The organism is Streptomyces changchenzhani, assembly GCF_039766235.1.
GTDB lineage: Bacteria > Actinomycetota > Actinomycetes > Streptomycetales > Streptomycetaceae > Streptomyces.
The window spans coordinates 158,509-184,476 of record NZ_JBDHNH010000004.1; the positions used below are offsets into that span (position 1 = coordinate 158,509).

Sequence of the window (25,968 nt, forward strand, 5' to 3'; positions counted from 1 at the left end):
GGTTTAGCGTCGATGGAGTGAACGATCACGTTCACGGCCGACTGGAGACGAGAGCACCCCATGACGGGATCTCATCCGACCCCTTCGACGAGCGCCGATACGCGACGGCGAGGCAGCGGAATCGCGCTTCTCGTCATCGCTTCGTGTCAGCTGATGGTGGTCCTCGACATCACCATCGTGAACATCGCCCTCCCGCACATCCAGACCTCGCTCGGCTTCTCCACCGAGAACCTGTCCTGGGTGATCAACGCCTACACCCTGACCTTCGGCGGTCTGCTGCTGCTCGGCGGGCGCCTGGGCGACATCCTCGGCCGTCGCCGGGTCTTCATCTTCGGTGTCCTGCTCTTCGTCTTCGCCTCGCTGCTCGGCGGCCTCTCGCAGGAATCGTGGCAGTTGCTCGCCGCGCGTTCGCTGCAGGGCGTCGGCGGCGCCATCGCTTCCCCCACCGCCCTCGCGCTGATCACCACGACCTTCCCCGAAGGACCCGAGCGCAACAGGGCGTTCGGGGTGTTCGCCGCCGTGTCGGCCGGCGGCAGCGCGATCGGTCTGCTCGCGGGCGGACTGCTCGTGGAATGGCTCGACTGGCGCTGGATCCTCTTCGTCAATGTGCCCATCGGACTGCTGATCGCGGTGGTGACCCCCCGGTACATCCGGGAGTCCGAACGCCGCTCGGGGCACTTCGACATCGTCGGCGCGCTCACGTCCACCCTGGGCATGGTGCTGCTCGTGTACGGCTTCATCCGCGCCTCGGAGGACGGCTGGAGCGACAGCGTGACGGTCGCGGCATTCGCGGCGGCCGTGGTGCTTCTCGGCGTGTTCATCGCGGTCGAGAGCCGGTCGAAGCAGCCCATCACCCCGTTGTGGATGTTCCGCGACCGCAACCGCGCCGGTGTCTACGCGATGATGCTGAGTCTGGCCGCGGCGATGTTCGGGATGTTCTTCTTCCTGACGCTCTTCGTGCAGAACATCCTGAATTTCAGCCCGTTGGGGGCCGGTCTCGCCTTCCTCCCGGTGAGCGTGATCATCGCCCTGGGAGCGGGGGTCGCCTCACAGCTGCTGCCCAAGTGGGGCCCGAAGCCCTTCATGGTGGCGGGCGCGGTCCTGGCAGCCGTGGGACTCGGCTGGTTGACGCTGACCGATGTTGACAGCTCTTACCTGGGAAGCATCCTCGGACCGATGCTGGTCTTCGGCTTCGGCATGGGCATGCAGTTCGTGTCCCTGACGCTGATGGCCGTGTCGGGTGTCTCGCTGAGTGACTCGGGAGCGGCCTCCGGGATCCTCAACGCCACCCAGCAGGTGGGTGGTTCGCTCGGCCTGTCCATCCTGGTCACGGTCTTCGGTACGGCCAGCCGCAACGAGGCGGCCGATCAGGTCCCCCGCTTCATGGCGGACGCGAGCCCGGCCCAGCTGCTTGAGTTCCGCAGGACCGGGCAGCTCCCGGCGCACTGGGGCGATCAGGTACTGGCGTCGGGTGTGTCCAGCGCGTTCGTGGTCGCCGCCATCTTCGCCGTCGTCGCCGCGCTGGTCGCCCTGCTGGTCATCCAGGTGCGCCCCGCCGACCTGGAGCGTCTCCAGGGGGGCGGGGCGCACGAGGCCCCTGCTCAAGGGGCGGGGACGGGCTCCTGAGGCCTTCGCGATGCCCAGGGGCTGCGCGATGAAGTAGTCGATGACCACACTGATGCGAACCCCGCTCATCGCCGGTCGGGACTCGGAGGGCGGCGGCCCGATCGCGACCTGTTCGGGACGCAGCGCCGGGAAGACCTTGCTCTGGTCTCCGGCGACCGGGAAGCCGGTCAGTTGCCTCCGAGGCGTGGGGGAACGGTGCGCTCAAGATGGTCCAGACCAATATGGTTGTCAAGGTATTGCGCGCACGACCGCCGCCCCACACGCCCCGAGCGATGAACACCGCCCCACTGTCACCCGTATACCTGGGCGGCCCCTGCGGACATGTACGGGCCTCGCAGGCAGGGGAGGCATGTTCATGGCCGGCAGCAATGTCACCGCACTCTTCCGCGCGTCCACCGCGCACAGTCCCTCGTACTTCACCTTGAACCGGGCGGGGGCGGGCGAGGCCGGCCAAATCACCGACTTCTGCATTCCCTGCAACCCGTACTTCCCCACCCCCGCGATGTTCGCCGAACTCGGCAGCCGCATACGCGAGATACTGACGTACTACCCGAGCGGCGCGGACACCATCACCGCCGAGCTGTGCCAGGTGCTCGGTCTCAATCCACAGACCGTCGCCATGGGAAACGGCTCCACGGAACTCATCACGTGGATCGACCATTTGCTCGTCCACGAGTCACTGGCCATACCCGTCCCCACCTTCGGCCGGTGGACCGACCAGCCCATGGAGACCGGCAAGCGCGTCGACATGTTCCTGCTGAGAGAGGACCACGGCTTCGGCCTCGATCCGGAGGCGTTCGTACGGTTCATCCGCACCCGTGGCTCCCGCGTGGCGGTCATCTGCAACCCCAACAACCCCGACGGCGGATTTCTGCCGAAACAACAGGTCATCGGGCTGCTCGACGCACTCGCCGACCTCGATCTGGTGATCGTCGACGAGTCCTTCCTGGAATTCGCCGACGCCGAACCCGCACCGAGCGTCGCCGCCGAAGCGGTACTGCGGACCAATGTGATCGTGCTGCGCAGTCTCGGCAAGAACTTCGGACTGCACGGAGTGCGCTTCGGATACCTGGTGTCGAACCCGAGTCTCGCCGGGAAAGTACGCGCCGCACTGCCCAAATGGAATCTCAACTCCTTCGCGGAAACAGTGGTGTTCATGCTCAAGGAACACCGCCAGGAGTACACCGACAGCCTCCTCGCCGCACGCCGCGACCGGGCGGCGATGACCTGGCGCCTCTCCACCCTGCCGGGCCTGACCGTTTATCCCTCCCAGGGCAACTTTGTGTTTGTACGGCTGCCGGACGGCGCGGACGGTGCGGTCCTGCGCGACCGGCTGCTCACCGAGCACGGCGTGCTGGTGCGCGACTGCGCCAACAAGGTCGGCAGCTCCAGTCAGTTCCTCCGGCTCGTGGTGCGGCCCCAGCAGGATGTGGACCTGCTCCAGTCGGCGCTGGAGCAGGTGCTGTACGGGCCGCCCGCGCAGGCGTACGCGCCGACAGTGACGCCCACCCCCAACTGGCAGCGGGCGGCGTCCGCCGGCGGCCTCGCCCCGGTGCGGCCGCAGGGCCAGTACCCGAGCGCCGCGCTGCCCGGGGCGATGGGGCTCGGCTACACCTCGGGGACCGCGGCGGTCGACCGCCTGGTCGGCCGGGTCTGACCCTCCGCGAGCAGGTTGGCGCGGCCAAGTTTCCGAAAGACCGAGTAAGACGGCTGCCGCGCACGTACTTGACGTACAAGCAAGCCGGAACCGATGGCACGACGGACCAAGGACGGACGAGATGACCGCAATCACCAGAACTGGGCGGACCGGGCGAGGGCGCGGGAGCGTCGCACTGCTCGCCTGTGGTGCGCTGGCCGCCGCTGGGCTCGCAGCCGCCGGTGTGGCCGTGCTGGAGCCGCAGAGTGCCACCGCCTCCAGCCACCGGGAAGCACCACTGATCTCGGGGCAGCCCCAGTTTGACAACACGGACGTCTACGCGTTCGTCAGCCCCGACCACCCCGACACGACAACGGTGGTGGCGAACTGGCTGCCGTTCCAGGAACCGGCGGGCGGCCCGAACTTCTACACCTTCGCCACCGACGCGCGCTACGACATACACATCGACAGCGACGGTGACGCACAGGACGACCTGCTGTACCGGTTCACGTTCAAGGACCACCGCAAGAACGAGAACACCTTCCTCTACAACACGGGTGCGGTGGAGGCCCTCGACGATCCGGACCTCAACTTCACCCAGACTTACGACATCGAACTGCTGCGGCTGGAACACAACAAGGTTGTCTCGGAGCACAAAGTGGCCGAGAACCTGCCGGTCGCCCCGTCGAACGTCGGCAAGGCATCCATGCCCGACTACCAGGCGCTGCGCGACCAGGCGGTACAGAAGGTCCCCGGCGGACTCAAGGCCTTCGCCGGTCAGGCCGACGACCCGTTCTTCGTCGACCTGCGCGTCTTCGACCTGCTGTACGGCGGTGACCTCTCGGAGGTCGGCAACGACACCACCAAGGGCTACAACGTCAACACCATCGCCCTCCAGGTGCCGAACACCTACATCCAGGAGTCGAAGGAGCAGCCGGTCGTCGGCATCTACTCGACGACGGAGCGCGAGAACGCCGAGGGCGACTGGACCCGGGTGTCGCGGCTCGGCATGCCGCTGGTCAACGAGGTCGTCAACCCGGTCAAGGACAAGGACAAGTTCAACGCGTCCTCGCCCGAGAACGACGGGGACTTCCTGAAGAACGTCACCGAACCCGAACTGCCCAAGCTCGTCGAGGGCATCTACAAGATCAAGGCCCCCGCGGAGCCGCGCGACGACCTCGTCGGGGTGTTCCTGACGGGCGTCAAGGACCTCAACCAGCCGCCGAACGTCAAGGCATCGGAAATGCTGCGCCTCAACACCGGGATCAAGCCGGTCGCCAAGCCGAAGCGCCTCGGCGTACTCGACGGCGACAACGCGGGCTTCCCGAACGGGCGTCGGCTGACGGACGACGTACTGGACATCGCCCTGCAGGTCGTCGAGGGCGAACTCGTCGGCTCGAAGAACGACTTGGGCGACGCGGTCGACGCCAACGACAAGGAGTTCGGCAAGGCCTTCCCGTACGTCGCCCTGCCCACCGCGGGCTCCGACACGGAGGCGGCAGGCAAGGCCACCAAGTCCGCCACGGGGCTGACGGGCGGCATGTCCTCGATCACTGCCTCGTGGGACGACAACACGGTGATGCTCGTCTCGGCGGCGTCCGGTGCCGCCGGCGTGCTGCTGGTCGTCCTCGGCGTGACCTGGCTGCGCTCCCGCCGCCACCCGGCCCGCAGCTCCTGGCTCGGCTGACCACCGATCGCCGGCCGTCGGCAGCTGCCGACGGCCGGCGATGTGAGCCCCCGAACCCCGGCCGGGCAGGCCACCGGCACGATCCCCGAGGAAGGCGAGAATCGATGCTCGTACGGAAGCCGCAGTTCGTGCGACGGCGTGAAGGAGGCGGCGGGCCGGGGCAGTGGCGGACCGTCGCGGTCGTGGCGGTGGCTGCGGCGCTCACCGCGACGTCCGTGGTCATCGGGGCGGACCGCGACCCGGATCCGTCCGGTTCGGCCGCGCCCGTCGTCGCGGCGGACATGGCCGGCGGGCAGCTGGCATCGGGGGACCTCACACACGGCATCACCACCCTGCAGAAGCACCTCAGGGCGCAGCCCAAGGACGCCACGGGGTGGGCGACGCTGGGTGCGGCGTACGTCGAGCAGGCGCGGACCAGCGGTGACCCGACGCGCTACCCGCAGGCGGAGAAGGCGTTCGGGCGCTCGCTGAAGCTGCGGCCCGTCGACAAGAACGACGCGGCGCTCGCCGGGCGTGCGGCACTGGCCGCGGCCCGGCACGACTTCAGGGCGGCGCTCGGCCATGCCGACCGGGCGCTGCGAGTGAACCCGTACAGCGAGCGCGCGTTGTCCAGCCGCGTCGACGCCCTGGTCGAACTCGGCCGCTACGAAGAGGCGTTGCGCGCGGTACGGCTCGCCGACCGGCGGCGCCCCGGCATCCCGGTCTCCACGCGGTACGCCTATGTACTGGAGCTGCGCGGCGACGTGTTGGGGGCCCGACGGGTGCTGCTGCGTGCGCTGGACTCCGCGCTCAGCCCCGCCGACGTGGCTTATGTCGCCACCTCGCTCGGCCAACTGGCTTGGAATCAGGGCCAGTACGAGCGAGCGCTGGACCATTTCGGAAAGGCCCTGCGCGCCGATCCGCAGTACGTGCCGGCGCTGGAAGGCCGCGGGCGTACGTATGCCGCGCAAGGCGGGACCAAACGCGCGCTCAGTGATCTCGAAGAGGTCGTACGACGCTACCCGCTGCCCGGCCAGCTCGCCGCACTCGGCGAACTGCGCGAGGCCGGCGGGCAGCGTGAAGAGGCCGCGGAACAGTACGAACTCATCAGCACCTGGACCCGGTTGGCCCGTGCCAACGGCGTCGCGACCGACCTGGAGTCCGCTCTCGTCGAGGCGGACCACGGCGACGCCGCCCAGGCTTTGAAATCGGCGCGCTCCGAATGGTCCCGTCGCAGAAGCGTCCACACCGCGGACGCGCTCGGCTGGGCGCTCCACGCGAACGGCAAGGACCGCGAGGCGCTGACCCATGCGAAGAAGGCGACGGCGCCGTCGCCCGGCTTTCGCAGCGCCTCGTTCCTCTTCCACCGGGGCATGATCGAGCGCGCCCTCGGCGACGACAGGGCCGCGCGCCGGAACCTGGGCGCCGCACTCGCGCTGAACCCGGGCTTCTCACCCACCGGGGCCCGCGAAGCCAAGTCCGCGCTGTCCGGGATCCGGAGGACGTCATGAACCGCCGTACCGTCGCTTCGGCCGTCGCCACGCTCGCGGCCGGGGCGGCCCTCGCGTTGCTCCCGGCCCAGTCCGCGCAGGCGCACCCCTTGGGCAACTTCACCGTCAATCAGTACGACGGCCTGGTCGTCGCTCCGGGGAAGCTGGATGTGGACCATGTGGAAGATCTGGCGGAGATTCCGGCTGCGCAGCAGAGGAAGCGTATCGATGCGGACGGGGACGACCGGCTGGCGCCGGCCGAGCTGTCGGCATGGGCCCGGACCCGCTGCGACGGGGCCGCTCGGAACGCCCGGGTCGAGGTCGGGGGTGGCAAGCCGGTACCCCTGTCGGTGGGCGAGTCGAGGGCGCAGGCGCTTCCCGGGCAGGCCGGGTTGCAGACACTGCGTGTCACCTGTGAGCTGACGGCGCCGCTCCCGCGTGACGAAGAGACCCGGCTCTCGTACCGCCCGGCGGGTGCCGCGACCGGACCGGGGTGGCGGGAGATCACCGCGCGCGGCGACCGGATGACGCTGTCGGCGTCGGACGTACCGGGGAAGTCGGTCTCCCGGCGGCTGACGGCATATCCCCAGGACCTGCTCTCCTCACCGCCCGAACTCCGCTCGGCGGGGTTCACCGCCCGCTCCGGCGGACCGGCGCTCGCCGGGAGCGAGGACGAGAGGGGCGGCTCACCGACGGCGGGCGTGCTGCCGCGCGGCGCGGACCGCTGGGCGCAGGCCCTGACCGCGCTGGTCGCCCGGCACGAGCTGACCGTGGGCTTCGCGGCACTCGCCCTCGGCGTATCGCTGGTGCTGGGTGCCATGCACGCCCTGGCCCCCGGACACGGCAAAACCATGATGGCGGCCGCCGCCACGGCGGGCGGCCGCAGCTCACTGCGCGACGTACTGGCCCTGGGGGCTTCGGTGACGCTCACCCATACGCTGGGCGTCTTTGCCCTGGGCGCCCTGATCACCGCGGGCTCGGCGGCGGCGCCCACCGTGGTGTCGTGGCTGGGCATCGCGAGCGGCACCTTGGTGGCGGGCGCGGGGGCGATGCTGCTGTGCAGGGCGTGGCGGCGGCGCCATGCCGTGCACGGTCACAGCCACAGTCACGACGGCGGGCACGGGGCCGCGCACGGGCATGGTCACGACGGCGGTCACGGCCACGACGACGGGCATGGCTCCGCGCACGGGCACGGTCACGGTCACGACGACGGCCACAAGCACGGTCGCGCGCACAGCCACAGCCACCCGCACACCCATCCCCACGAGCCAGCGCACGCTGAAGGCCCCGGCGCCACGTACGACGAAGAACGGGTGCCCGTCCTCGTGGCCGCGCACTCGGGCGAGCACCACGCGGAGGGTCACGCGCAGGCGCACCCGCGCACCCCCGTCCACGCGGGCGATCACCTTCACGAGCGGCCGGCGGCCCGGACGCAGTCCCGGCCCCAACTGCCCCAGCACCAAACGCCCCATCCCCACCACCACAGCCATGTTCCGCCCGCCCCCGGACTGCGTGGCGTCGTCCTCCTCGGCTTCGCGGGCGGGCTGGTCCCGAGCCCGTCCGCCGTAGTGGTCCTGGTCGGCGCGGCGGCCCTCGGCCAGGCCTGGTTCGGATTCCTGCTGGTGCTGGCCTACGGCGCCGGGCTGGCCCTCACCCTCACGGGAGCCGGGTTCGCGGCGGTGCGCCTGCGGGAGAGCACCACACGCAGGCTCGCGCGGCGTCCGCAGGGCCAACTCTTCGCACTGGTACACCGGGTGGCCCCGTTCGGCACGGCCGCCGTGGTCTTCGTACTGGGATGCGGACTGCTGCTCAGAGGGGCCGCGGCGACGCTGGGCTGACCCGGACCCGGACACGGACGCGGGGCCCTCCTCAGGAGGGCCCCGCGTCCGTGTCCGGCGGTGGAGCTCAGCTCCAGTTCCGGGAGTAGTACCTGCGGTAGCTCCTGCGGTCGTGCGCCGACCGGATCCAGTGGGTGGCCATCAGTACGAGGAGACTCGCGGCGATGACCAGCAGCCCCGGTGCGAGGGTCCGGCTGCTGAGGATGCCGGCGGTCAGGGTCGGCCCTTGCGACGTATCCGGTACGGAGGCCCCTCCGGCCGCCGGCGGCGCGGGCGCCGCGCCACGGTCGACTTCGGCGGCGGTGGTGGCGCCGGTCACGCGCACCCCGAGGGCCGCGATGGCCGTGGTCGCCGGTTGGAAGTAGGTGAGACCACCGGAGGTGCAGTCGCCGTTGCCACCCGAGGTCACGCCGAGTGCGAGCCCTTGGGAGAACAGCGGGCCGCCGCTGTCCCCCTGCTCGGCGCAGATCGTCGTCTCGATCAGCCCGGTCACCGTGCCCTCGGGGTAGTTCACCGTCGCGTTGAGCGCGGTCACCCGGCCCGAGCGCACCCCCGTGGTGCTGCCGCTGCGGAAGACCTGCTGGCCCACGACGGGATCGGCCGCCGCGGTGATCCGTACCGCCCGGCCGTCACCGATGTCCACCACGCCCCGTGCTTCGGAGGCGTCGCGGTTCTCGTACTCGACGAGGGAGAAGTCACTGCCGGGGAACTCGCCCGCCGTTGTGGTGCCGACCCGTTCGGTGCCCTGCGTGTCACGGAACCAGGTGGTGCCGAGCTCGCCGCAATGCCCGGCCGTGAGGATGAAGTTGCGCCGGCCGTCGGTGACGTTGAATCCGGCGGAACAGCGCCCACTGCGGGCGAAGACCGCGTCGCCGCCGCTGAGCCGGGTGGTGAACGGCTCCGCGGTCCGTTGCATGTCCACGAAGCCGCCGATCCGCTCGGCGAGGCCGGACATGCGTGACCAGTCCCCGGCGGACACGGTGCTGTCGGCGCGCACCGAGATCTCGTTGGACGCGTAGTCCATCGCCCACGCGGTGCCGGGCACCCGGGGCGCGGCCCGCAGCGCGTCGGTGGCCGAGCGGAGCCGGTCCATGCTGTGGCGGACGACCTTGGCGCGTGCGCCGGCCCGATCGACCTCGGCGGCGGCCTCCGCGTCGGTCACCGCGACGACCGGGCGCCCGTCGGAGCCGATCCAACTGCCCGCGGTTCTGGACGCGCCGAGCTGTGCGACGAGACTCGCACCCAGGTCGGCGGGCCGAGCCGTGCCTTTGGTGTCTCTCCCGGGGGATGGCTCGCCGCTCGGATCGCTCGCCATGGCGGTCGTCGTCATCAGCCCGCCACAGAGGAGTCCGCCGACAGCTGCCAGCCGCACGATCCTCTGGAGGCTGCGTCGTGCGTGCCTCATCCGTCACCCTCACAGTCGATTCGACACGGCGCCATTGGCGCGCGGGGCCCACGGAAAGAGATGCCCTCCATCCATACGTGCGGCCCTGTGGCCCTGTTCACTCCCGGCGCCGCGCCCGGACCAGGAACGAACGGGGGTGTTGAAGCCCGGATGGTGGGTCTCGACGCGCGATCGTGCGCGGCACGACGAGGAGCCCGGCCCAGAGGGTCTGCGGGTGCGGTGTGGCGGCAGCGGCTGCCGCTCCTGGCGCGCCTACTCGAACCGCGTGATGTCGCCTGCCCCTCGGCGCACGATCTCAAGCTCGCCGTTGGAGAAGTCGATGACCGTGGTCGGCTCGGTGCCGCAGTCGCCCGCGTCGACCACGACGTCCACGACGTGGTCGAGCCGCTCCTTGATCTCCCAGCCCTGGGTCATGGGCTCTTCCTCGTCGGGCAGGAGCAGGGTGCTGGAGAGCAGCGGCTCACCGAGGTCGGCGAGCAGGGCCTGGGCGACGACATGATCGGGAATCCGGACGCCGACTGTCTTCTTCTTCGGGTGCAGCAGCTGGCGAGGCACCTCCTTCGTCGCGGGAAGGATGAAGGTGTAGCTGCCGGGTGTCGCTGCTTTGATCGCGCGGAACACATCGTTGTCGATGTGTACGAACTGACCCAGCTGCGCGAAATTCTGGCACACGAGGGTGAAGTGGTGACGGTCGTCGAGGTTCCGGATGGACCGGATCCGGCTGATGCCGTCACGGCTGCCCAGTTGGCACCCGAGTGCGTAACAGGAGTCCGTCGGGTACGCGACGAGCGCGCCCGACCGAATGCTGTCGGCCACACTGCTGATGGTGCGTCGCTGGGGATTTTCGGGGTGCACGTCGAAATACTTCGCCATTCGCCGAGTCTAGGTGATCAGGGCGGTCGTGCTGAGGCGGCTCGGGGGCCGGTGGCGGCCGTTGGGGGCGCGGAGCGGGTAGCGGGCGGAGCCGGTGGCGATCCGCGCTCCCGCGGCGGCGCCGGGGGGCACGGCGAGGGGGCCTCGCATCCTCGCGCCCGCGGTCGCCGCCACAGCTTGGCGGCGGCCGCCCGGCGCGACTCTCCCGGCCGGAACCTCCCTCAAGACTCCCACCATGGGCGGGAGTTGTCCGCCTTTCTGCGGGTCGCACTCTCAAACAGCGCCGCTCGCCGCTAGGTGCCGTTGCCCGGCGGGATCGGCTGACGTCCGCCGCTGTGACAGGGGTGGTTCGGGTGGCTCGGGTGGTTCGTTCAGGTGGTTCGATTCCAGTCACGGGACCGTAGCGGGGCCGGGTGCAGGCCGTCTCACGCAACCCCCTCGCCGAGCCGGGCATCCTCGGAGTCGTCGGGGGAGCGGGCGTCGGCGCCGTCATCACGCTGACGGTCGTCCCGCTCGCGAGTTTCTGGGCGGTCGGCGGATCCGCGCTCGCCGGAGCCGCGACCGCGGCCGCGCTGGTCTTCGGTCTGGCCGCACGGCACGGACTGGAGCAGAACCGGCTGGTGCTGATCGGAATCGGCGTCTCCGCGGGCGCGGCGGCGCTCATCAGCCTGCTCATCGTGCTGACCGATCCGTTCAACGAGACGAAGGCGCTCATCTGGCTCTCGGGTTCCACCTACGGGCGCTCGTTCCCGGAGATCGTCCCGGTACTCGTCGCGCTGGCGGTGATCCTGCCGATACTCGCCGCGAAGCGTCGCGAGCTCGACCTCATCGGCCTGGACGCCGACACACCGCGATTGCTCGGGATCCGGCTCGGTACGACGCGTCTGGGACTGCTCGCCATGGCCGTCGTGCTCACCGCGGCCGCGGTGGCGGCGGTCGGCGTCATCGGCTTCGTCGGGCTCGTGGCACCGCACGCGGCGCGCGCCCTGGTGGGCCAGCGGCATACACGGGTGCTCCCGGTGGCCGCGCTGATGGGATCGCTGCTGGTCGTGGTCGCCGACACGATCGGCCGTACGGTCATCGCACCCGCCCAGATCCCGGTCGGAGTCATCACGGCCGTGATCGGCGCCCCCTACTTCGGCTGGCTGCTCTGGCGGTCCAAGGCCGAGAGATAGCGCGACCGTCCGGCTACGAGTGATCGGTATTCATAGGGGTCCCGGCCCGACTCAGGCCGGGACCCCTTCGGCGGTTCGCTCCCACGTCTCCGGCGACCACACGCCCGAGCGGCGGAGGGCCGCCGGGCAGTGGCGGACAGGATGTTGTGGAAGCTGTCGCAGCGCCGGTTTACCTTACTTTGAGTCTCCGGGTTCTCCCTGTCCGGGGGTGCCTGCGGGGGTCGCCGGACGCGCGCACTGCCCCGGATCGACCGAAGGCCCGTTGCCGCACTCGTCGCCGCACCCGTTGCCGCCGACCGGGGAACTCCCGGCGGTGCCGCCCGAGCCGCGGCAGGCCCGCCGGCCCATGTTTTCCGCCGCGATGTGAGCCGTGGGGCGCGGTCTCCGGAGTCGCCGGTCGGCGCACCCTCCGCTGCCCCGCGCCGGTGGATCGACGCCCTAGGCTGCCACCCAGCACCGGCAGTCTCGATCCAGGAGCGCACATCATGTTCGACCCCGTCCAGAAACACCCGTATCCCGACGCCTTCCGGGCGGACGAAGCACCCGCGCCGCACGCACTGCTCACGCCGCTGGTCGGATTCCTGGGTACCTGGGTCGGCCGGGGGCGCGGCACGTATCCGACGCTCGCCGAGGAGTTCACGTACGCGCAGGAGGTCACCTTCAGCCACGACGGGCGGCCCTTCCTCCACTACGAGGCGCGCGCCTGGCTGCTCGACGCCGCCGACACCCCGCTGCGGCCGTCGGCCCGGGAGAGCGGCTGGTGGCGGCTGCAACCCGATGGATACGTCGAGGCATTGATCACCCAGCCTACCGGTATCGCGGAGATCTCGATCGGCCGCGCGGTCGACGGCGCGCTCGACCTCACCACCCATCAGGTCGCTCTCGCTCCCACCGCGAAGGAGGTCGACGCCACCCGACGCCGCTACACCCTGACGGACGGGGACACGCTCGACTTCGTCCACGACCTCGCGGCGGTCGGTCAGCCACTGCAACACCACCTCGCGGCGCAGCTTCGTCGCGGGGGCGGAAGTTAGGCCCCGTCGAGGCATGCGTGCCACCGGCGAGCGGGCCGTTCAGCGGGCGTCGCAGCGGTTCAGCAGGCTCACTCGCCCGTCGGAAAGTATTGGCGTGCTGCCCGCCGCCGCTTGCGTCGGTACGGCGACGGGCCGCGTACTGAATGCCCGTGCCGCGTATCGGCGCGTCACCCCACAGCGCCGCAACTGATCCCATGCGGAAAGGGCCGAGAGGCAGGTGCTTCCACACCCTCTCTCGACCCTCTCCATAACCTCAACTCACCGCAGGGCTACGGAAGTTCCGCCCGAACCGTGCGTGCCGCGGAGACCAGGTTCTCCAGCGACGCACGGGTCTCGGGCCAGCCGCGGGTCTTCAGGCCGCAGTCGGGGTTGACCCACAGACGCTCGGCCGGGATGGCTTCGAGTCCCTTCCGGAGGAGCGCGGCCGCCTCCTCGGCGGACGGGACGCGGGGGGAGTGGATGTCGTAGACGCCGGGTCCGGCCTCGCGCGGGTAGCCGTGGGCGGCCAGTTCGCGGGCGACCTGCATGTGGGAGCGGGCGGCCTCCAGACTGATGACGTCGGCGTCGAGGTCGTCGATGGCCTGGACGATGTCACCGAACTCGGCGTAGCACATGTGGGTGTGGATCTGGGTGTCCGGGCGTACGCCGCTGGTGGTGAGGCGGAAGGACTCGGTGGCCCAGGCGAGGTACGCGGCGTGGTCGGCGGCGCGCAGCGGAAGGGTCTCGCGCAGAGCGGGCTCGTCGACTGGATGACCGAAGTGCCCTCCGCTTCCAGGTCGTTGACCTCGTCGCGCAGGGCGAGCGCGACCTGGCGGGCCGTGTCGCCGAGCGGCTGGTCGTCGCGCACGAAGGACCAGGCGAGCATGGTGACGGGGCCGGTGAGCATGCCCTTGACCGGGCGGTCGGTGAGGGAGTTGGCGTACGACGTCCAGCGCACCGTCATCGGGTGGGGCCGGGAGATGTCGCCCGCGAGCACCGGCGGGCGGACATAGCGGGTGCCGTAGGACTGGACCCAGCCGTGCTGGGTGGCGAGGTAGCCGGTGAGCTGCTCGGCGAAGTACTGCACCATGTCGTTGCGTTCGGGCTCGCCGTGCACCAGGACGTCGATGCCGGCCTTCTCCTGGAAGGCGAGTACGTCGCGGATCTCGTTCTCGATGCGCTGCTCATAGGCGGCGGTGTTGATGCGGCCGGCGCGCAGATCGGCGCGGGCGGTGCGCAGTTCGGTCGTCTGCGGGAACGAGCCGATGGTGGTGGTGGGCAGCAGCGGCAGGTTGAGGTGGGCGCGCTGGGCCACCGTGCGCTCGTCGTACGGCTGGGAGCGGCGGCCGTCCGCGTCGGTGACAGCGGCGGCGCGGGCTCGTACGGCCGGGTTGCGGGTGATCGGGGAGTTCTCGCGGGAGGCGAGGTCGGCCCGGTTGGCGGCGAGTTCCGCTGTGATGACGCCGGTGCCCTGGGCCAGTCCCTTGGCGAGGGTGACGATCTCCGTGGTCTTCTGCCGGGCGAAGGCGAGCCAGCGCAGGATCTGCGGGTCGATGTCGCGTTCGGCCGAGGCGTCGACCGGAACGTGCAGGAGGGAGCAGGAGGCGGCCACATCGACCTGGTCGGCGAGGCCGAGGAGCGTGCCGAGGGTGGACAGGGACTTCTCAAGGTCGTTGATCCAGATGTTGCGGCCGTTGACCACTCCGGCGATGAGCCGCTTGCCGGGGAGTCCGCCCACCGAGGCCAGCGCGTCGAGGTTGGCGGCTGCCGCGTCGGTGAAGTCGAGCGCCAGGCCCTCGATCGGGGCTTTTGCCAGGACCGGCAGGGCGTCGCCGAGCCGGTCGAAGTACGAGGCGACGAGGATCTTGGGCCGGTCGGTGAGGGCGCCGAGGGCGCGGTAGGTGCGGGCGGCGGCGGTCAGCTCGGCCGGGGTGCGGTCCTGGACCAGGGCGGGCTCGTCGAGCTGTACCCAGTCGGCACCGGCCGACCGCAGATCGGCGAGGACCTCCGCGTACACGGGCAGCAGCCGGTCGAGCAGTGTCAGCGGCTCGAAGTCGGCGGCGACGCCCGGTGCGGGCTTGGCCAGCAGGAGGTAGGTGACGGGGCCGACGAGGACGGGCCGCGCCGGGTGGCCGAGCGAGAGGGCTTCCGTCAGCTCGGCGACCTGCTTGGTGGAGTCGGCCGCGAAGACGGTGTCGGGGCCGAGCTCGGGCACCAGGTAGTGGTAGTTGGTGTCGAACCACTTGGTCATCTCAAGGGGAGCCACGTCCTGGTTGCCGCGCGCCATGGCGAAGTAGCCGTCGAGCGCGTCGGTGTTGACGGCGGCGCGGTGGCGGGTGGGGATCGCGCCGACCATGACGCTGGTGTCCAGGACGTGGTCGTAGTAGGAGAAGTCGCCGGTGGGCACCTCGTGGATGCCGGCGTCTGCCAACTGCTGCCAGTTCGAACGGCGCAGGCCCTCGGCGGTCTCCTTCAGGGCGTCCGCGGTGACGCGGCCCTTCCAGTAGCCCTCGATGGCCTTCTTCAGTTCGCGGTTCTGGCCCTGGCGGGGGTAGCCGTACACGGTGGCTCGTGCTGCCGCGGCTGCGGGCTTGGTGTTCACGGAAATCTCCTTCGCGAGATGACTCCTGAAAATCCCGGAGACGGGACACGGACGCGAAGGGATGACGAACCGAACGGATCCCATGCACGCCATCGGCGCTGCATTCCGTCTGGTATGTACGCCGACCCGCCCACGAGGTCACCGGGATCTCCGCACACGATCGGTCGCGTACGGGCAACGGGCAGGTCTTCGGACTCGCGGGCACATCCGCCGGGGCGGACTCCTACTGGCCGTCGCTTCCCAGATCCGACCGGACCCAGTGCTTATGACGACTGTCGTTCCCACTTACCGCTGCGGGGCAGTCCCGGATTCCCACCGGGTTCCCTCTTACGACGCGTCTGTCTGGCGGACAGGGCGTACCAGCTGCACGCGCCAGGTTAGAGGGGCGTGCAGCTCCTCGCGCGCCACTGTTCACATTCCGGACCGTGATATGAGACACGGCCAGACAGGCGAAGATCTGAGGGGTGTTGCTCTGCGGCAGCCCGGTCAGCCGGAAGAACCGGTCGGCTCGATGAGCCGACCGGTTCTTCATCCGGGCGGACCGTTGGAACCCATGGCCGCCGAAACGTCCGAGGCCGACGCGGACGGCCACGGCCGAGGGGCGCCGGGCCGCAGGACGAAGTTGGCTGTCATCGCCCCGCAGAGTACCGCCCCGGTTTGTTGACATGCCGAAACTTGCTCGCTTTACTCAGGACAACGCCAGAGTTGATCACCCGGCGCCAGAGGTACGCCCAGCCGGTGAAGCGGTCCACGCGCCGTAAGTCCGGACTGAGTCGCCAGGTCTCGCGCGAAGACCGCGGAGTCCGAGGCGGGGACGTGCCCCCCATCTCCTGGATCTTGTGATGCTCTCCGTCAACCGTGTTCTGTCTCGTCGGTACGTTTCCGTGGCGGCGGCGGTGGTCGTCCCACTGTTGGCCTTCTCCGCAGCGTGCGCGACGGCCCCGACGGTGTCCCTCCCGCCGGCCCATGCCGATTTCGACTACCAGATCGGCAAGCCCTACACACCCCCGCCCGGTGTGAAGGTAGTCAGCCGTGACTACACCGCCTCGCCGGCGGCGGGCCTGTACAACATCTGTTACGTCAACGCCTTCCAGGCCCAGCCGGGAGCCGAAGAGGAGTGGGGTGATCTGCTGCTGCGGGACGCGCGCCGGGACATCGTCTATGACGAGGACTGGGGCGAGGCCATCCTGGACATCCGCACCGACAGCAAGCGGCAGCGGATCGCCGCCAAGGTGAACCCCTGGATCGACACCTGCGCGGACAAGGGCTTCAAGGCTGTCGAGCCGGACAACCTGGATACCTTCGAGCGGACCGATCTGATCAGTGAGGCCAACGCGAAGGCGTTCATCAGGCTGCTCTCCGATCACGCCCACCGCAAGGGCCTGGCGATCGCGCAGAAGAACACCTTGGGCCTGTCCACCGCTCATGAGGAGACGGGTCTCGACTTCGCCATCACGGAAGAGTGCGGCGAGTGGGACGAGTGCGGTGACTACACCGAGGGATTCGGTGACAACGTGATCGTGATCGAGTACAAGGAGCAGGCCTTCAGGAAGACCTGCTCCGGGTTCGGCGACCGGGTCAGTGTCGTTCTGCGTGATCTCGACGTCACCGCCCCGGGGAACAACGAGTACGTCCGTAAGACCTGCTGAACCGATCCGTCGGAGCGGGCCCGTCCCGTCGTCAAGGGTGCCTGGCGCAGCAGGGGTCCTGTGCCGGGCACCCTCGTGCATGGGGGGCTTCCCCGCTGTTCAGGCGACTGCGGGGACGAGGTTTGATCCTCTGGCGGGGTTGGGATCAGTGGGGATCGACAGCGCTGATTCGCTTTCGCTGTGAGTGGCGGGGGCCTCCGCGTCCTTCAGTAGTTCGATCAGTGAGCTGCGGGCACGGGCCACACGAGAGCGGATAGTGCCTATGGGGCATCCAATGGCGGCTGCGGCCTCGGCGTAGGGGAGCCCCAGGAGCTGTGTGAGCACGAAGGATTCGCGGCGTTCTGCTGGAAGGGTCGCCAGGAGGTCCGCGAGCGCGATTCCGTCCTCGAAGCCGGGTAGGTCGCGCGGTTGTTTCCTCTCGGCGGCGGACTGCCAGTCGTCCCTGTCCGAGATCTTGGGCCGGGCGGCGGAGTGGCGCAGGCTGTCGACGACGGTGCGGCGGGCAATCGAGAGTAGCCAGGTGCGGGCGGAGGAGCGTCCCTCGAAGCGGTGCAGGCTGCCGAGTGCGCGCAAGAAGGTTTCCTGCGTGAGGTCGTCGGCTGCTTGGGGGTCGGCGCTGAGGTAGGCGACGTAGCGCCAGACGTCGCGGTGCAGGGCACGGATGAACCGGTCGACGGCGTCGGGGGCGCCGTCGCGTGCGGCCAGTGCCAGTCGCGTCACGGGCTCGTCGGGGCCGTGGATGTGGCGTGAGGTGCCGTTCTCGGCGGTGGCGGTGGCGGGGCGTGAGGGCAGAGCAAGGGCCATCGCTTGTGTTCCTTCTGGGATCCGGGATCCGGTCCGCGCGTGCGCCGACCGGTGAGAGGTACGGCACCGCCGATGGCGGATGCCGATGCCCGACGCGTTCGGTGCAACACCGGTGCGTCGGGAATCCAGCTGTCAGATGACAGCGGTCCCGGAAGGTGGTCCCCGTGAGGCGATGGCGTAGGCGAGGAGCAACTGCCGCAGAACGCGGGCGCGGTGGCCCCGGCGAGGGCGGACGCGTGGTTGGTGGGACGGCGTGGGGAGTCGCAGAGGCAGGCGCAGCGGGGCGATGATCCACCCGGCGAAGGCGCGCAGCAGACGGAACGCGCCCTGTTCTCCGTACGCGAGCCAGATGCCGCACAGCGCCGCCGCCAGCAGGTGGGCGGCCAGCATCCCGGCCGGAGACATGCCCCCCATGTCATGCCCGGTGGGCATGAGCGCCGAGTGGTCCGTCATCGCCTGCATGCCGTCATGGGCGTACTGCGTACCCCCCGGCGCCGCCATATCCGTTGCGCCGGTGAGTTGTTGGTGCGAACTGCTGCCGGGCCGGGCGCCGACGCCTACGGTCTGCGAAGAGGTGACCGTGTTGGAGCCGGCTGCGCCGCACAGCAGGAACTGTGCCCATTGCCGGCCGAAGGACGCGGCGTCGGTCACCGCGGGGTGGACCGCTGCCTGCGCCAGGGAGAACCCGGTGTGCAGTGCCGCTTGGGCGGCGACGGTCATCGAGGTCACAGTGAGAACGCCGCGTTGACGGTGAGCGAGGAACCAGGCCGTCGAGGCCGTTGTCGCGACGGCGGCAGCCATGGCCCACCAGGGGACGGCCGTTCCTGACATGAGGACGTGGCCGAGGGCGGCGAGCAGCACACAGGCGGCTGCGAACACCGCAGCGCGTACCGCGCGACAACATCGGCCTGGAGTCATGGCGGGCCCATCCTTGCATCCCCCTTGTGATCGCCAGGGGTGGGTACGAAATGTTCCGGTGACGGCCTCAACTCGGCCTGTGTGACTCACAGCACAGCATCTGCGCGGAACTCCCGCGCCGTCCAGCCCGACTTCTGACCCGGCCCGAGCAGCTTCCATGGGGTGGAACGGAGACATCGGTGGGGACGAAGCAGGGGGCGCAGATGGCGTCGGAGGCAGGGGCGGAAGGCCGGCTGACGGCGCTGCTCACCTGCGCCATGGCATTCTCCATGCTGCAGCTCTTCCTGCTCGGCGCCTTCGGCCCGAGACTGGTGGACGACCTGGGGATCTCACCTTCGGTGCTCGGCCTGACAACGACGATCGGGTTCGGTACGGCTGCGGCTCTTTCCCCCATGAGCGGGCGGGTCGTGGACCGGATCGGCCCGAGGCGCGCGCTCGTTGCCCTTCTGCTGGTGTCCGCCGCCGCACTGGTGCTCATCGGTGCGGCGCCCGGTGCCGGATTCCTCCTCGGAGCGGTTGCCCTGGGCGGTCTGCCGCAGGCCCTGGCCAACCCGGCGACCAACAAGGCGATTCTGGCCGCCGTTTCGCCGGCCCGCAGGGGCGCGGTGACAGGGCTGAAGCAGTCGGGCGTACAACTCGGGGCTTTCGCGGCCGGGTTGCCCCTGACGGCGCTCGCCGCAGGAGTGGGCTGGCGCGGCGCGATGTGGACAGCAGCCGCCGTGGCGGTGGCGGTGGCCGGCTGGGCCGTGCGCACCCTGCCTGCCGATGCCCCGGTCAAGGAGGCGACGCCGAGATCCTCGCTGGTACCCAGGGGCGCTGTCGCCTGGCTGGCGGGCTTCTCGGTTCTGCTGGGCTGCGGCATCGCCTCGGTCAACACCTACCTGGCGCTCTTCGGCGCTCATGAGCTGGCGATGAGCCCCTCGGCGGCCGGCGCGCTGGTGGCGGTTCTGGGGGTGGCGGGGATCGTCGGCCGGGTGGGCTGGTCGAAGGCGGCCCGGCCGGGACGCGCCGAATGGCTGCCCGGGGTACTCGCGGCCGGCGCCGTCGGGGCGGCCCTGCTGCTGGCGGCCGCGCTGGCCGTGCATCCGCTGGTATGGGTGGCTGCGGTGGCTGTAGGTGTGTTCGCCGTGTCGGGCAACGCGGTGTCCATGGTGCTGGTCATGCAGCGTGCCGCTCCCGGCCGTGCGGGACAGGACTCGGCGCTCGTATCCGCCGGGTTCTTCGCGGGCTTCGCCCTGGGCCCACCGGCCTTCGGCGTGCTCGCCGAAGCCGGCCGTTACGGGACCGGGTGGCTGCTGGTCGCCGGGGAGTTCGCGGCGGCCTGTGCCGTCGCTCTCGTATGGGCCGTGCGGGAGCGAAGGCAGCGCACCGTGGTTGCCGCATGACCTCGGAGGAGTGGGCCGACAACGCGCTGGCGGACATCCTGGGCCGGGTCGCTGTCACCGGAGCCGAAGTCGGCGGCCGGTTCCCGCTGTTCGCCGACCCGGACTCGGGCCGCTGGCAGACCACTGGGCGGGGTGCGTGGACGGGCGGCTTCTGGGCGGGTCTGCTCTGGCTCCGGGCCCGGTACACCGGTGCCGAGGCCGACCGCGCGGCGGCCTCGGCCTGCACGGCGCGGCTGGCCGCCTGGGTGGACGCCGACACCGCCACCCGAGGTCTGATCCTCTGGTACGGGACCGGGCACGCTGTCGACGACGCCGGGGCGGAAGAGCTGCGTAACCGGGCCGCCCTGGCCTGCCTGGACGCGTTCGACCCCGAACTGGGCCTGGTCCCCTGGGGATCCGCGTTCGGCGGGCCCAGGCTGCTGGCCCGGGTTGACGCAGTACCCGGCATGGTGCCGCTTCTCGCCTCGGCGGGCACCGAGGGCGCCGGGGCCGCGGCGTCGCATCTCCACCGGCACATCGACCTGTGCCACGGCGGCCACCCGCTGACGCCCACGCTGTGCTTTGAGCCGGACCGGGGCTGGCAGGCGTGCGCCGACCCGCCACCCGGCTGGAGCAGGGGGAGCGCGTGGTTGCTCCTTGCCGTGGCCGACGCGCTGCACCGCCCCGGTGTCGCTGCGCTCGGCGCGCACCGGCTGGAGGACGTCGCGGCACAGTTGGCCGTCCCAGTGGCGGGGGCCGCCGCGCAGCTCGTTCCCCTCGCCGATGCTGCTCGGCCCGATGGTCCCCGCGACACATCGGCCGCCTCGATCACGGCGGTCGCCCTGCTGAAGCTCGCTCACCTCCCGGGCCCGCGGGCCGCGGAGTATTCCTCCAGAGCTGTCGCGATTCTGAAGGCGCTGGTCACCGCGCATCTCACCGGGCGGAACGGGGCCCGGCCGGCCGGCATGCTGCTGGACGGCTGCTACGACGCCGGACGGGGGATCGCGGAGCGCCACGAGCTGATCTGGGGCGACTTCTTCCTGGCCCAAGGCCTGGCCGCTCTCACGGGCCTGGTCGACATCCGGAGGGTGTAGACCAGGCCCCGACGGCTCAGACGCTGTAGGTGCGCAGCACGCGGCGTGCGACGGACGTGATGTGCAGCTCGTCCGGGCCGTCCAGAATCCGGGCGGCGCGACCCGTACGGAAGAGCGCGGGCAGCGGAGTATCGGGCCCCAGGCCGGCCGCGCCGTGGACCTGAATGGCCGCGTCCGTGACCTGTTGGAGCATGCGGGCAGAGGCGACCTTGGCCATCCCCACTTCGACATGGGCGTCGCGCCCGGCATCGAGCAGGGCCACGGCTTCGTGGACCAGGGGGCGGGTGGTACGCAGGGCCAGCAGCGACTCGAAGACATGCTGCTGCACCAGCTGGTGGCCGGCGAGCGGGCCGCGCGAGCCGGTACGGGTGTTGGCGCGCTCACACATCAGGTCGAAGGCTCTCTGGGCCTGGCCGAGCCAGCGCAAGCAGCGCAGGGTACGGCCCAGTTGGAGCCGTTCTCCCGCGAGGGCAAGAGCCTGGCCACGCTCGCCGAGCAGATGGTCGCCAGGGACGGTGACCCGGTCGAGTTCGATCTCCCATTGGCCGCCCGCGCCGAGCACCGACAGCTCACGTACGACACGGAAGCCGGGGGAGTCGGTGGGGACCAGCAGCATCGACAGCCCGTCCCGGTCCGGAGCCGCTCCGTCGGTGCGGGCGAGGACCGTGACCAGGTCGGCGTCGGCGGCCCCCGAGGTGAACCACTTGCGGCCACTGACGGTCCAACTGCCGTCCGCCTCCTGCGCGGCATGGGTACGGGTCATGAAGGGCTCGGATCCCGGGACATCCGGTTCGGTCATCGCGTAACAGATACGAAGTTCCCCGGCGGTGAGTCGCCTGAGGTACAAGTCGCCTGTCCGCGCGCTGCCGTGGTGCTGCAGCATCCGTATGTCCAGCAGTGGCGCGGACCCCAGGGCGGCAGGCCCGTGGTCGCTCGCCCCTTCGGCCTCGGCCAGTTGGGCGTACCGCAGCAGAGGAATACCCTGACCGCCGAGTTCGACGGGCAACGGCATGGCCCACAGCCCTCGTTCTCTCGCCTGGGCGCGCAGGTCACGCAGGGTGGCAGCGGCACTCGGGCCGCCCGCGTCCAGGACTGATTCGCAGGGCATCACCCGGGCACGTACGAAATCCGCCACCCGGTCTCTCAACTGTGCGGTGCCGGTACCACCTTCAGGAACCCGGTCTCGGTCCTCCACCACATTGCTCCAGTCTGTCGGGAACCCGTCGCAGCGGCAGTCCGACTGCCTCTCCGTGGAACTGGTCGGGCGCAACGGTGTCCTGGTTCCCGCGTTCGGCACATTCCCGGCGCCGGCCACCGCCGCGCCAGGAGAGGAGAGGCATGGCGTCACCAGTCACCACACAGACGGTCCGGCCGCTCGACGGGCTGCACCTGAACACCTCGGGACCACCCCCGCTCACCGGGCTCGCCGCTGAACATCTGCAGCTCCTGGGAGCCCGGACGGGGACGGTCCAGGCCGACCCGAACATCGCACGAACCGCCCGGATCACACTGACCGGCGGCGGTTTTTGGCCGCTGGAAGCCGAAACGAGCTGGGCGGATCCGGCGAGCGGGATCACCGACGAGGCCACCGTCCAGGCGGCCACCGGCATCATGGCCGTGCACGGCCGACGCGACGGCGCGCCGCGCGGCCTGGCCGCCGACTACGCCGCCACTGCCACCTCCGTACTCACCGTCCAGGGCATCCTGGCCGGACTGCTGGGGCAGATCCGCGGCGTCCCGGCCGCACGGGTGAGCACGAGCGCCGACCGGGCCGGGCTGCTGGCCGTCTCCCAGTACCTCGCCGCCGCCGGAGCCGACGAGGGCGAGGCCGCCGAGATCGGCCCGGGCGGACCGCCGTTCACCGATGCCGACGGCACACTCTTCGAGCTGGAGACCCTGGACCCGGGGGTATGGGCTGCCTTCTGGCGGGCCCTGGAAGCGCCTGATGACGCGATACGGGCGGGCTGGCGGCCCTTCCAATTCCGCTACGCCACGGCCTGCGCCCCCTTCCCGCAAGCTCTGCACGCGACGACGCGCGCCCGTTCCTGGCCGCGCATCCAAGGAGCGGCATCGGTCTCCGGCGCCGAAGTCTGCCCGCTGCGGACACTGGCCGAACGCGCCGCCGAATACGAGGGCGCTGCGCCCTGGTCGCTCACGCTCCACGGATCCGGGCACCGAGCGCAGCCGGCCGTCCCGGCCGCCGCGAGGCCGCTGGCGGGGCTGACCGTACTGGAAGCCGGCCGTCGCATCCAGGCACCGCTCACCGCACACCTGTTGGGCCTGCTCGGCGCGGAGGTGATCCGCATCGAGCCACCGGGCGGCGATCCGCTGCGCGGGATGCCGCCCACCTGCTCCGGCATCTCGGCCCGTTGGCTCGCGCTCAACCGGGGCAAGAAGGCCGTGGAGGTGGACATCAAAGCGGCGCCGGACCGGCACCGACTGCGGGAGATGGCAGCTGAGGCCGATGTCTTCCTGCACAACTGGGCCCCCGGCAAAGCCGCTCAACTCGGCTTGGACGCGAGCCATTTGGCCGCAGTCAATCCCGCGCTGATCTACGCCTACACCAGCGGCTGGGCCGGCCGGATGCCCAACGCCCCCATGGGGACCGACTTCATGGTCCAGGCACGCACCGGCGTCGGGGAAGCGGTCCGCCCGGCGGACGAGGCGCCCGCACCGTCCCTGATGACCTTGCTCGACGTCCTGGGGGGACTCCTGGGAGCCGAGGCCGTGCTCGCCGGACTCCTGCTGCGCGAGCGCACCGGCCAGGGGGTGCGGGTGGACTCCTCGCTGCTGGGCGCCGCCGATACCCTCACAGCCACCGCTCTGCGCCGGGCCGCGACCGGTGGCAGTGCCAGGCGCCCTGCCGGGTTCCGCCGCCCCGTGCGTACGGCGGACGGCTGGATCGCACCCGCCGATGCCTGCGCTGCCGCCGCCGCAGCACACGACCTCAGGGCTCTGCCCACCGAGGACGCGCTGGCGCAGCTGCGCTCGGCCGGCCTGGCCGCCACCACCGTCACCACCGATCTGGCCGACCTGCATCACGACCCACGCTTCGCCGGCCTGATCAGCCGCGACGCGCACGGTGCCCCCGTTGTTGCCGACCCCTGGAGCTTTACGTGACTGTCGCCCTGCACGACCTGCTGCCCGCCGGCCTCCGCCGCTCCTGGGTGATCGACGGCACCTGCCCCGACCTCGATCTCTACAGCCTCTTCCGGGCCCGCCAGATCGCAGACCTGCACCGCACCGCGATCCTGGATGCCAAGGGCAAGCTCTGTTACACCGCCCTCGACCGCAAAGTCCGATGTCTGGCCATGGGACTCAAAGACCTCGGCGTACGCCCGGGAGACGTGGTCGGCGTTCAACTGCCCAACAGCCGCAACGCCGTCATCGCCGATCTCGCCCTGGCCGCCCTCGGTGCGGTGGCTCTGCCCTTCCCCGTCGGCCGCGGCAGCCTGGAGGCCGAAGGCCTGCTCCGCCGTGCGCAGGCCGTCGCCGTCATCGCCGCCATCGAGCACCGGGACAACCACCACGCCGCGGGGCTCCAGGCCCTGTCCGCGGCTCTTCCCGCTCTGCGCCACGTCATTGCCGTCGGGCCAGGCAGCGCACCGGAGGGAACAGTTCCGTTCTCGGGGTTGCTGCGCTGCGACGCGAGCGATTTCGTTCCCGCGCGGCCGGATCCCGACAGCGCGGCCCGTATCCTCGTCTCGTCCGGCTCCGAGGCGGAGCCGAAAATGGTCGCGTACTCCCACAACGCACTCGCCGGCGGGCGCGGCAACTTCTTCGCCTCACTGATGCCCGACCACACCCCGCCCCGCTGCCTGTTCCTGGTGCCGCTCGCCTCCGCCTTCGGCTCCAACGGCACCGCGGTCACCCTCGCCCGGCACGGCGGGACCCTCATCCTCCTCGACCACTTCACCCCAGAAGCCGCGCTCGCAGCGGTGCGCGAGCACGAGCCCACCCACATCCTGGGCGTGCCCACCATGGTGCGCATGATGCTCGAACAGCTGGACAGAACGGGGGAGGAACTGCCCACTCCCACCGCTGTGGTGCTTGGCGGATCGGCCCTGGACCCGACCACCGCGAAACAGGCAGCCGATGCGTTCGGCTGCCCGGTCGTCAACCTCTACGGGTCGGCTGACGGCGTCAACTGCCATACCGGGCTGGACGGTGCCCCTCTGGAGGCGGACGGCCAAGGCGTGGTGGCAGGGCGTCCCGACCCTCGGGTCGCCGACATACGCATCGCCGACGCCGAGCACCACGAGCCACTGCCGGACGGCGCGATCGGCGAGATCGTCGCGCGCGGCCCGATGACTCCCATGTGCTACGTCGCCTCTCCGGACCTCGACGCGCGCTACCGCACCCCCGACGGCTGGGTCCGTACCGGAGATCTCGGCTTCCTCGACGGCGACGGCCTCCTGCACATCGTCGGGCGCCTCAAGGACATCGTCATCCGGGGCGGCGCCAACATCAGCCCCGCCGAGGTCGAAAGGGAGCTGGCCGCCCACCCCTGGGTACGCGACACGGTGTGCGTCGGGGTCCCGGACGAGGTGATGGGGGAGCGGCTGGCGGTGTGCGTGGTGCCGCGCGCCACGGAGAGCTTGACCCTGGAGGCCCTGTGCGAGCACCTGACACGGCGGGGGCTGGAGCAGCGCAAGCACCCCGAGCGCCTTCTGGTGCTGGACGAGCTGCCGCTGACTCCGGCGGGCAAGCCCGACCGGGTGGCGCTGCGTGAGCGTCTGAGCGGGATCAGCGGCCCCAGTGAGGCGACAGCGGTACAGCGAGTGAAGGCGGGCTGACGCAGGACGCGGAGAGGCC

At 70.7% G+C, this 25,968-nt stretch carries 16 protein-coding genes, 3 pseudogenes and 1 riboswitch; of the genes and pseudogenes, 12 read left to right on the forward strand and 7 right to left on the reverse strand.

Annotated features, from left to right (window positions below):
- Positions 1-60: 60 nt before the first annotated feature.
- From ABCR94_RS15010 to ABCR94_RS15030, 5 genes and pseudogenes are all read left to right on the forward strand, one after another.
- Positions 61-1,626: an MFS transporter gene (locus ABCR94_RS15010; protein ID WP_347119786.1), complete on the forward strand. Its 1,566-nt coding sequence runs from the start codon at positions 61-63 to the stop codon at positions 1,624-1,626.
- 355 nt (positions 1,627-1,981) lie between these two features.
- Positions 1,982-3,104: pseudogene (locus ABCR94_RS15015) on the forward strand (pyridoxal phosphate-dependent aminotransferase); the annotation flags it as partial.
- A 300-nt stretch (positions 3,105-3,404) separates the two neighbouring features.
- Positions 3,405-4,949: a DUF4331 domain-containing protein gene (locus ABCR94_RS15020; protein WP_347119788.1), complete on the forward strand. Its 1,545-nt coding sequence runs from the start codon at positions 3,405-3,407 to the stop codon at positions 4,947-4,949.
- Positions 4,950-5,053: 104 nt separating this feature from the next.
- Positions 5,054-6,439 (forward strand): tetratricopeptide repeat protein, encoded by a 1,386-nt coding sequence (locus ABCR94_RS15025; RefSeq protein WP_347119789.1) that lies wholly within the window; start codon positions 5,054-5,056, stop codon positions 6,437-6,439.
- Positions 6,436-8,256 carry an urease accessory protein UreH domain-containing protein gene (locus tag ABCR94_RS15030; RefSeq protein WP_347119790.1) on the forward strand — a complete coding sequence of 607 codons (1,821 nt, stop codon included), beginning with the start codon at positions 6,436-6,438 and terminating at the stop codon, positions 8,254-8,256. The genes ABCR94_RS15025 and ABCR94_RS15030 overlap by 4 nt, the downstream gene beginning before the upstream one ends.
- 67 nt (positions 8,257-8,323) lie before the next feature.
- Here ABCR94_RS15030 and ABCR94_RS15035 read toward each other — a convergent pair whose 3' ends face one another.
- From ABCR94_RS15035 to ABCR94_RS15045, 3 genes are all read right to left on the reverse strand, one after another.
- Complete coding sequence (locus ABCR94_RS15035; RefSeq protein ID WP_347119791.1) at positions 8,324-9,661, reverse strand: S1 family peptidase; 1,338 nt, start codon at positions 9,659-9,661, stop codon at positions 8,324-8,326.
- Between the two features lie 252 nt (positions 9,662-9,913).
- On the reverse strand, positions 9,914-10,534 hold the full coding sequence (locus tag ABCR94_RS15040; protein ID WP_347119792.1) for an L-threonylcarbamoyladenylate synthase: 621 nt from the start codon (positions 10,532-10,534) through the stop codon (positions 9,914-9,916).
- Positions 10,535-10,543: 9 nt separating this feature from the next.
- A complete protein-coding gene (locus tag ABCR94_RS15045; RefSeq protein ID WP_347119793.1) occupies positions 10,544-10,759 on the reverse strand; it encodes a hypothetical protein in 216 nt (71 codons plus the stop codon).
- Between the two features lie 188 nt (positions 10,760-10,947).
- Here ABCR94_RS15045 and ABCR94_RS15050 point away from each other — a divergent pair.
- Positions 10,948-11,709, forward strand: a pseudogene (locus ABCR94_RS15050) (iron chelate uptake ABC transporter family permease subunit); the annotation flags it as partial.
- A 485-nt stretch (positions 11,710-12,194) separates the two neighbouring features.
- Positions 12,195-12,743: a nitrobindin family protein gene (locus ABCR94_RS15055; protein WP_347119794.1), complete on the forward strand. Its 549-nt coding sequence runs from the start codon at positions 12,195-12,197 to the stop codon at positions 12,741-12,743.
- A gap of 269 nt (positions 12,744-13,012) precedes the next feature.
- On the opposite strand, the pseudogene metE reads toward ABCR94_RS15055, so the two are convergent.
- A pseudogene (gene metE, locus ABCR94_RS15060) lies at positions 13,013-15,324 on the reverse strand (5-methyltetrahydropteroyltriglutamate--homocysteine S-methyltransferase).
- A 163-nt stretch (positions 15,325-15,487) separates the two neighbouring features.
- A riboswitch (cobalamin riboswitch) is annotated at positions 15,488-15,703 on the reverse strand.
- A 463-nt stretch (positions 15,704-16,166) separates the two neighbouring features.
- Between metE and ABCR94_RS15065 the strand changes: the two are divergent.
- Positions 16,167-16,973 carry an endo alpha-1,4 polygalactosaminidase gene (locus ABCR94_RS15065; protein WP_347119795.1) on the forward strand — a complete coding sequence of 269 codons (807 nt, stop codon included), beginning with the start codon at positions 16,167-16,169 and terminating at the stop codon, positions 16,971-16,973.
- Between the two features lie 99 nt (positions 16,974-17,072).
- Here ABCR94_RS15065 and ABCR94_RS15070 read toward each other — a convergent pair whose 3' ends face one another.
- A complete protein-coding gene (locus ABCR94_RS15070; RefSeq protein WP_347119796.1) occupies positions 17,073-17,777 on the reverse strand; it encodes a sigma-70 family RNA polymerase sigma factor in 705 nt (234 codons plus the stop codon).
- 132 nt (positions 17,778-17,909) lie between these two features.
- On the reverse strand, positions 17,910-18,695 hold the full coding sequence (locus ABCR94_RS15075) for a hypothetical protein (protein WP_347119797.1): 786 nt from the start codon (positions 18,693-18,695) through the stop codon (positions 17,910-17,912).
- 203 nt (positions 18,696-18,898) lie between these two features.
- On the opposite strand from ABCR94_RS15075, the gene ABCR94_RS15080 reads away from it, so the two are divergent.
- Together ABCR94_RS15080 and ABCR94_RS15085 are read left to right on the forward strand one after the other, a co-directional pair.
- Positions 18,899-20,080, forward strand: coding sequence for an MFS transporter (locus ABCR94_RS15080; protein WP_347120135.1), 1,182 nt, complete (start codon positions 18,899-18,901; stop codon positions 20,078-20,080).
- Positions 20,077-21,153, forward strand: a complete 1,077-nt coding sequence (locus ABCR94_RS15085; protein ID WP_347119798.1) for a sugar ABC transporter permease — start codon at positions 20,077-20,079, stop codon at positions 21,151-21,153. Before ABCR94_RS15080 ends, ABCR94_RS15085 begins: the two co-directional genes overlap by 4 nt.
- A gap of 16 nt (positions 21,154-21,169) precedes the next feature.
- Here the strand turns inward: ABCR94_RS15085 and ABCR94_RS15090 are convergent, their stop codons facing one another.
- The gene (locus tag ABCR94_RS15090; RefSeq protein ID WP_521977136.1) at positions 21,170-22,300 is read right to left on the reverse strand and encodes an acyl-CoA dehydrogenase family protein; all 1,131 of its coding nucleotides are present in this window, start codon (positions 22,298-22,300) and stop codon (positions 21,170-21,172) included.
- Positions 22,301-22,491: 191 nt separating this feature from the next.
- Between ABCR94_RS15090 and ABCR94_RS15095 the strand changes: the two genes are divergently transcribed.
- Positions 22,492-24,273, forward strand: a complete 1,782-nt coding sequence (locus ABCR94_RS15095; RefSeq protein ID WP_347119801.1) for a CoA transferase — start codon at positions 22,492-22,494, stop codon at positions 24,271-24,273.
- Positions 24,270-25,949: a class I adenylate-forming enzyme family protein gene (locus ABCR94_RS15100; protein WP_347119802.1), complete on the forward strand. Its 1,680-nt coding sequence runs from the start codon at positions 24,270-24,272 to the stop codon at positions 25,947-25,949. The genes ABCR94_RS15095 and ABCR94_RS15100 overlap by 4 nt, the downstream gene beginning before the upstream one ends.
- Positions 25,950-25,968 lie beyond the last annotated feature (19 nt).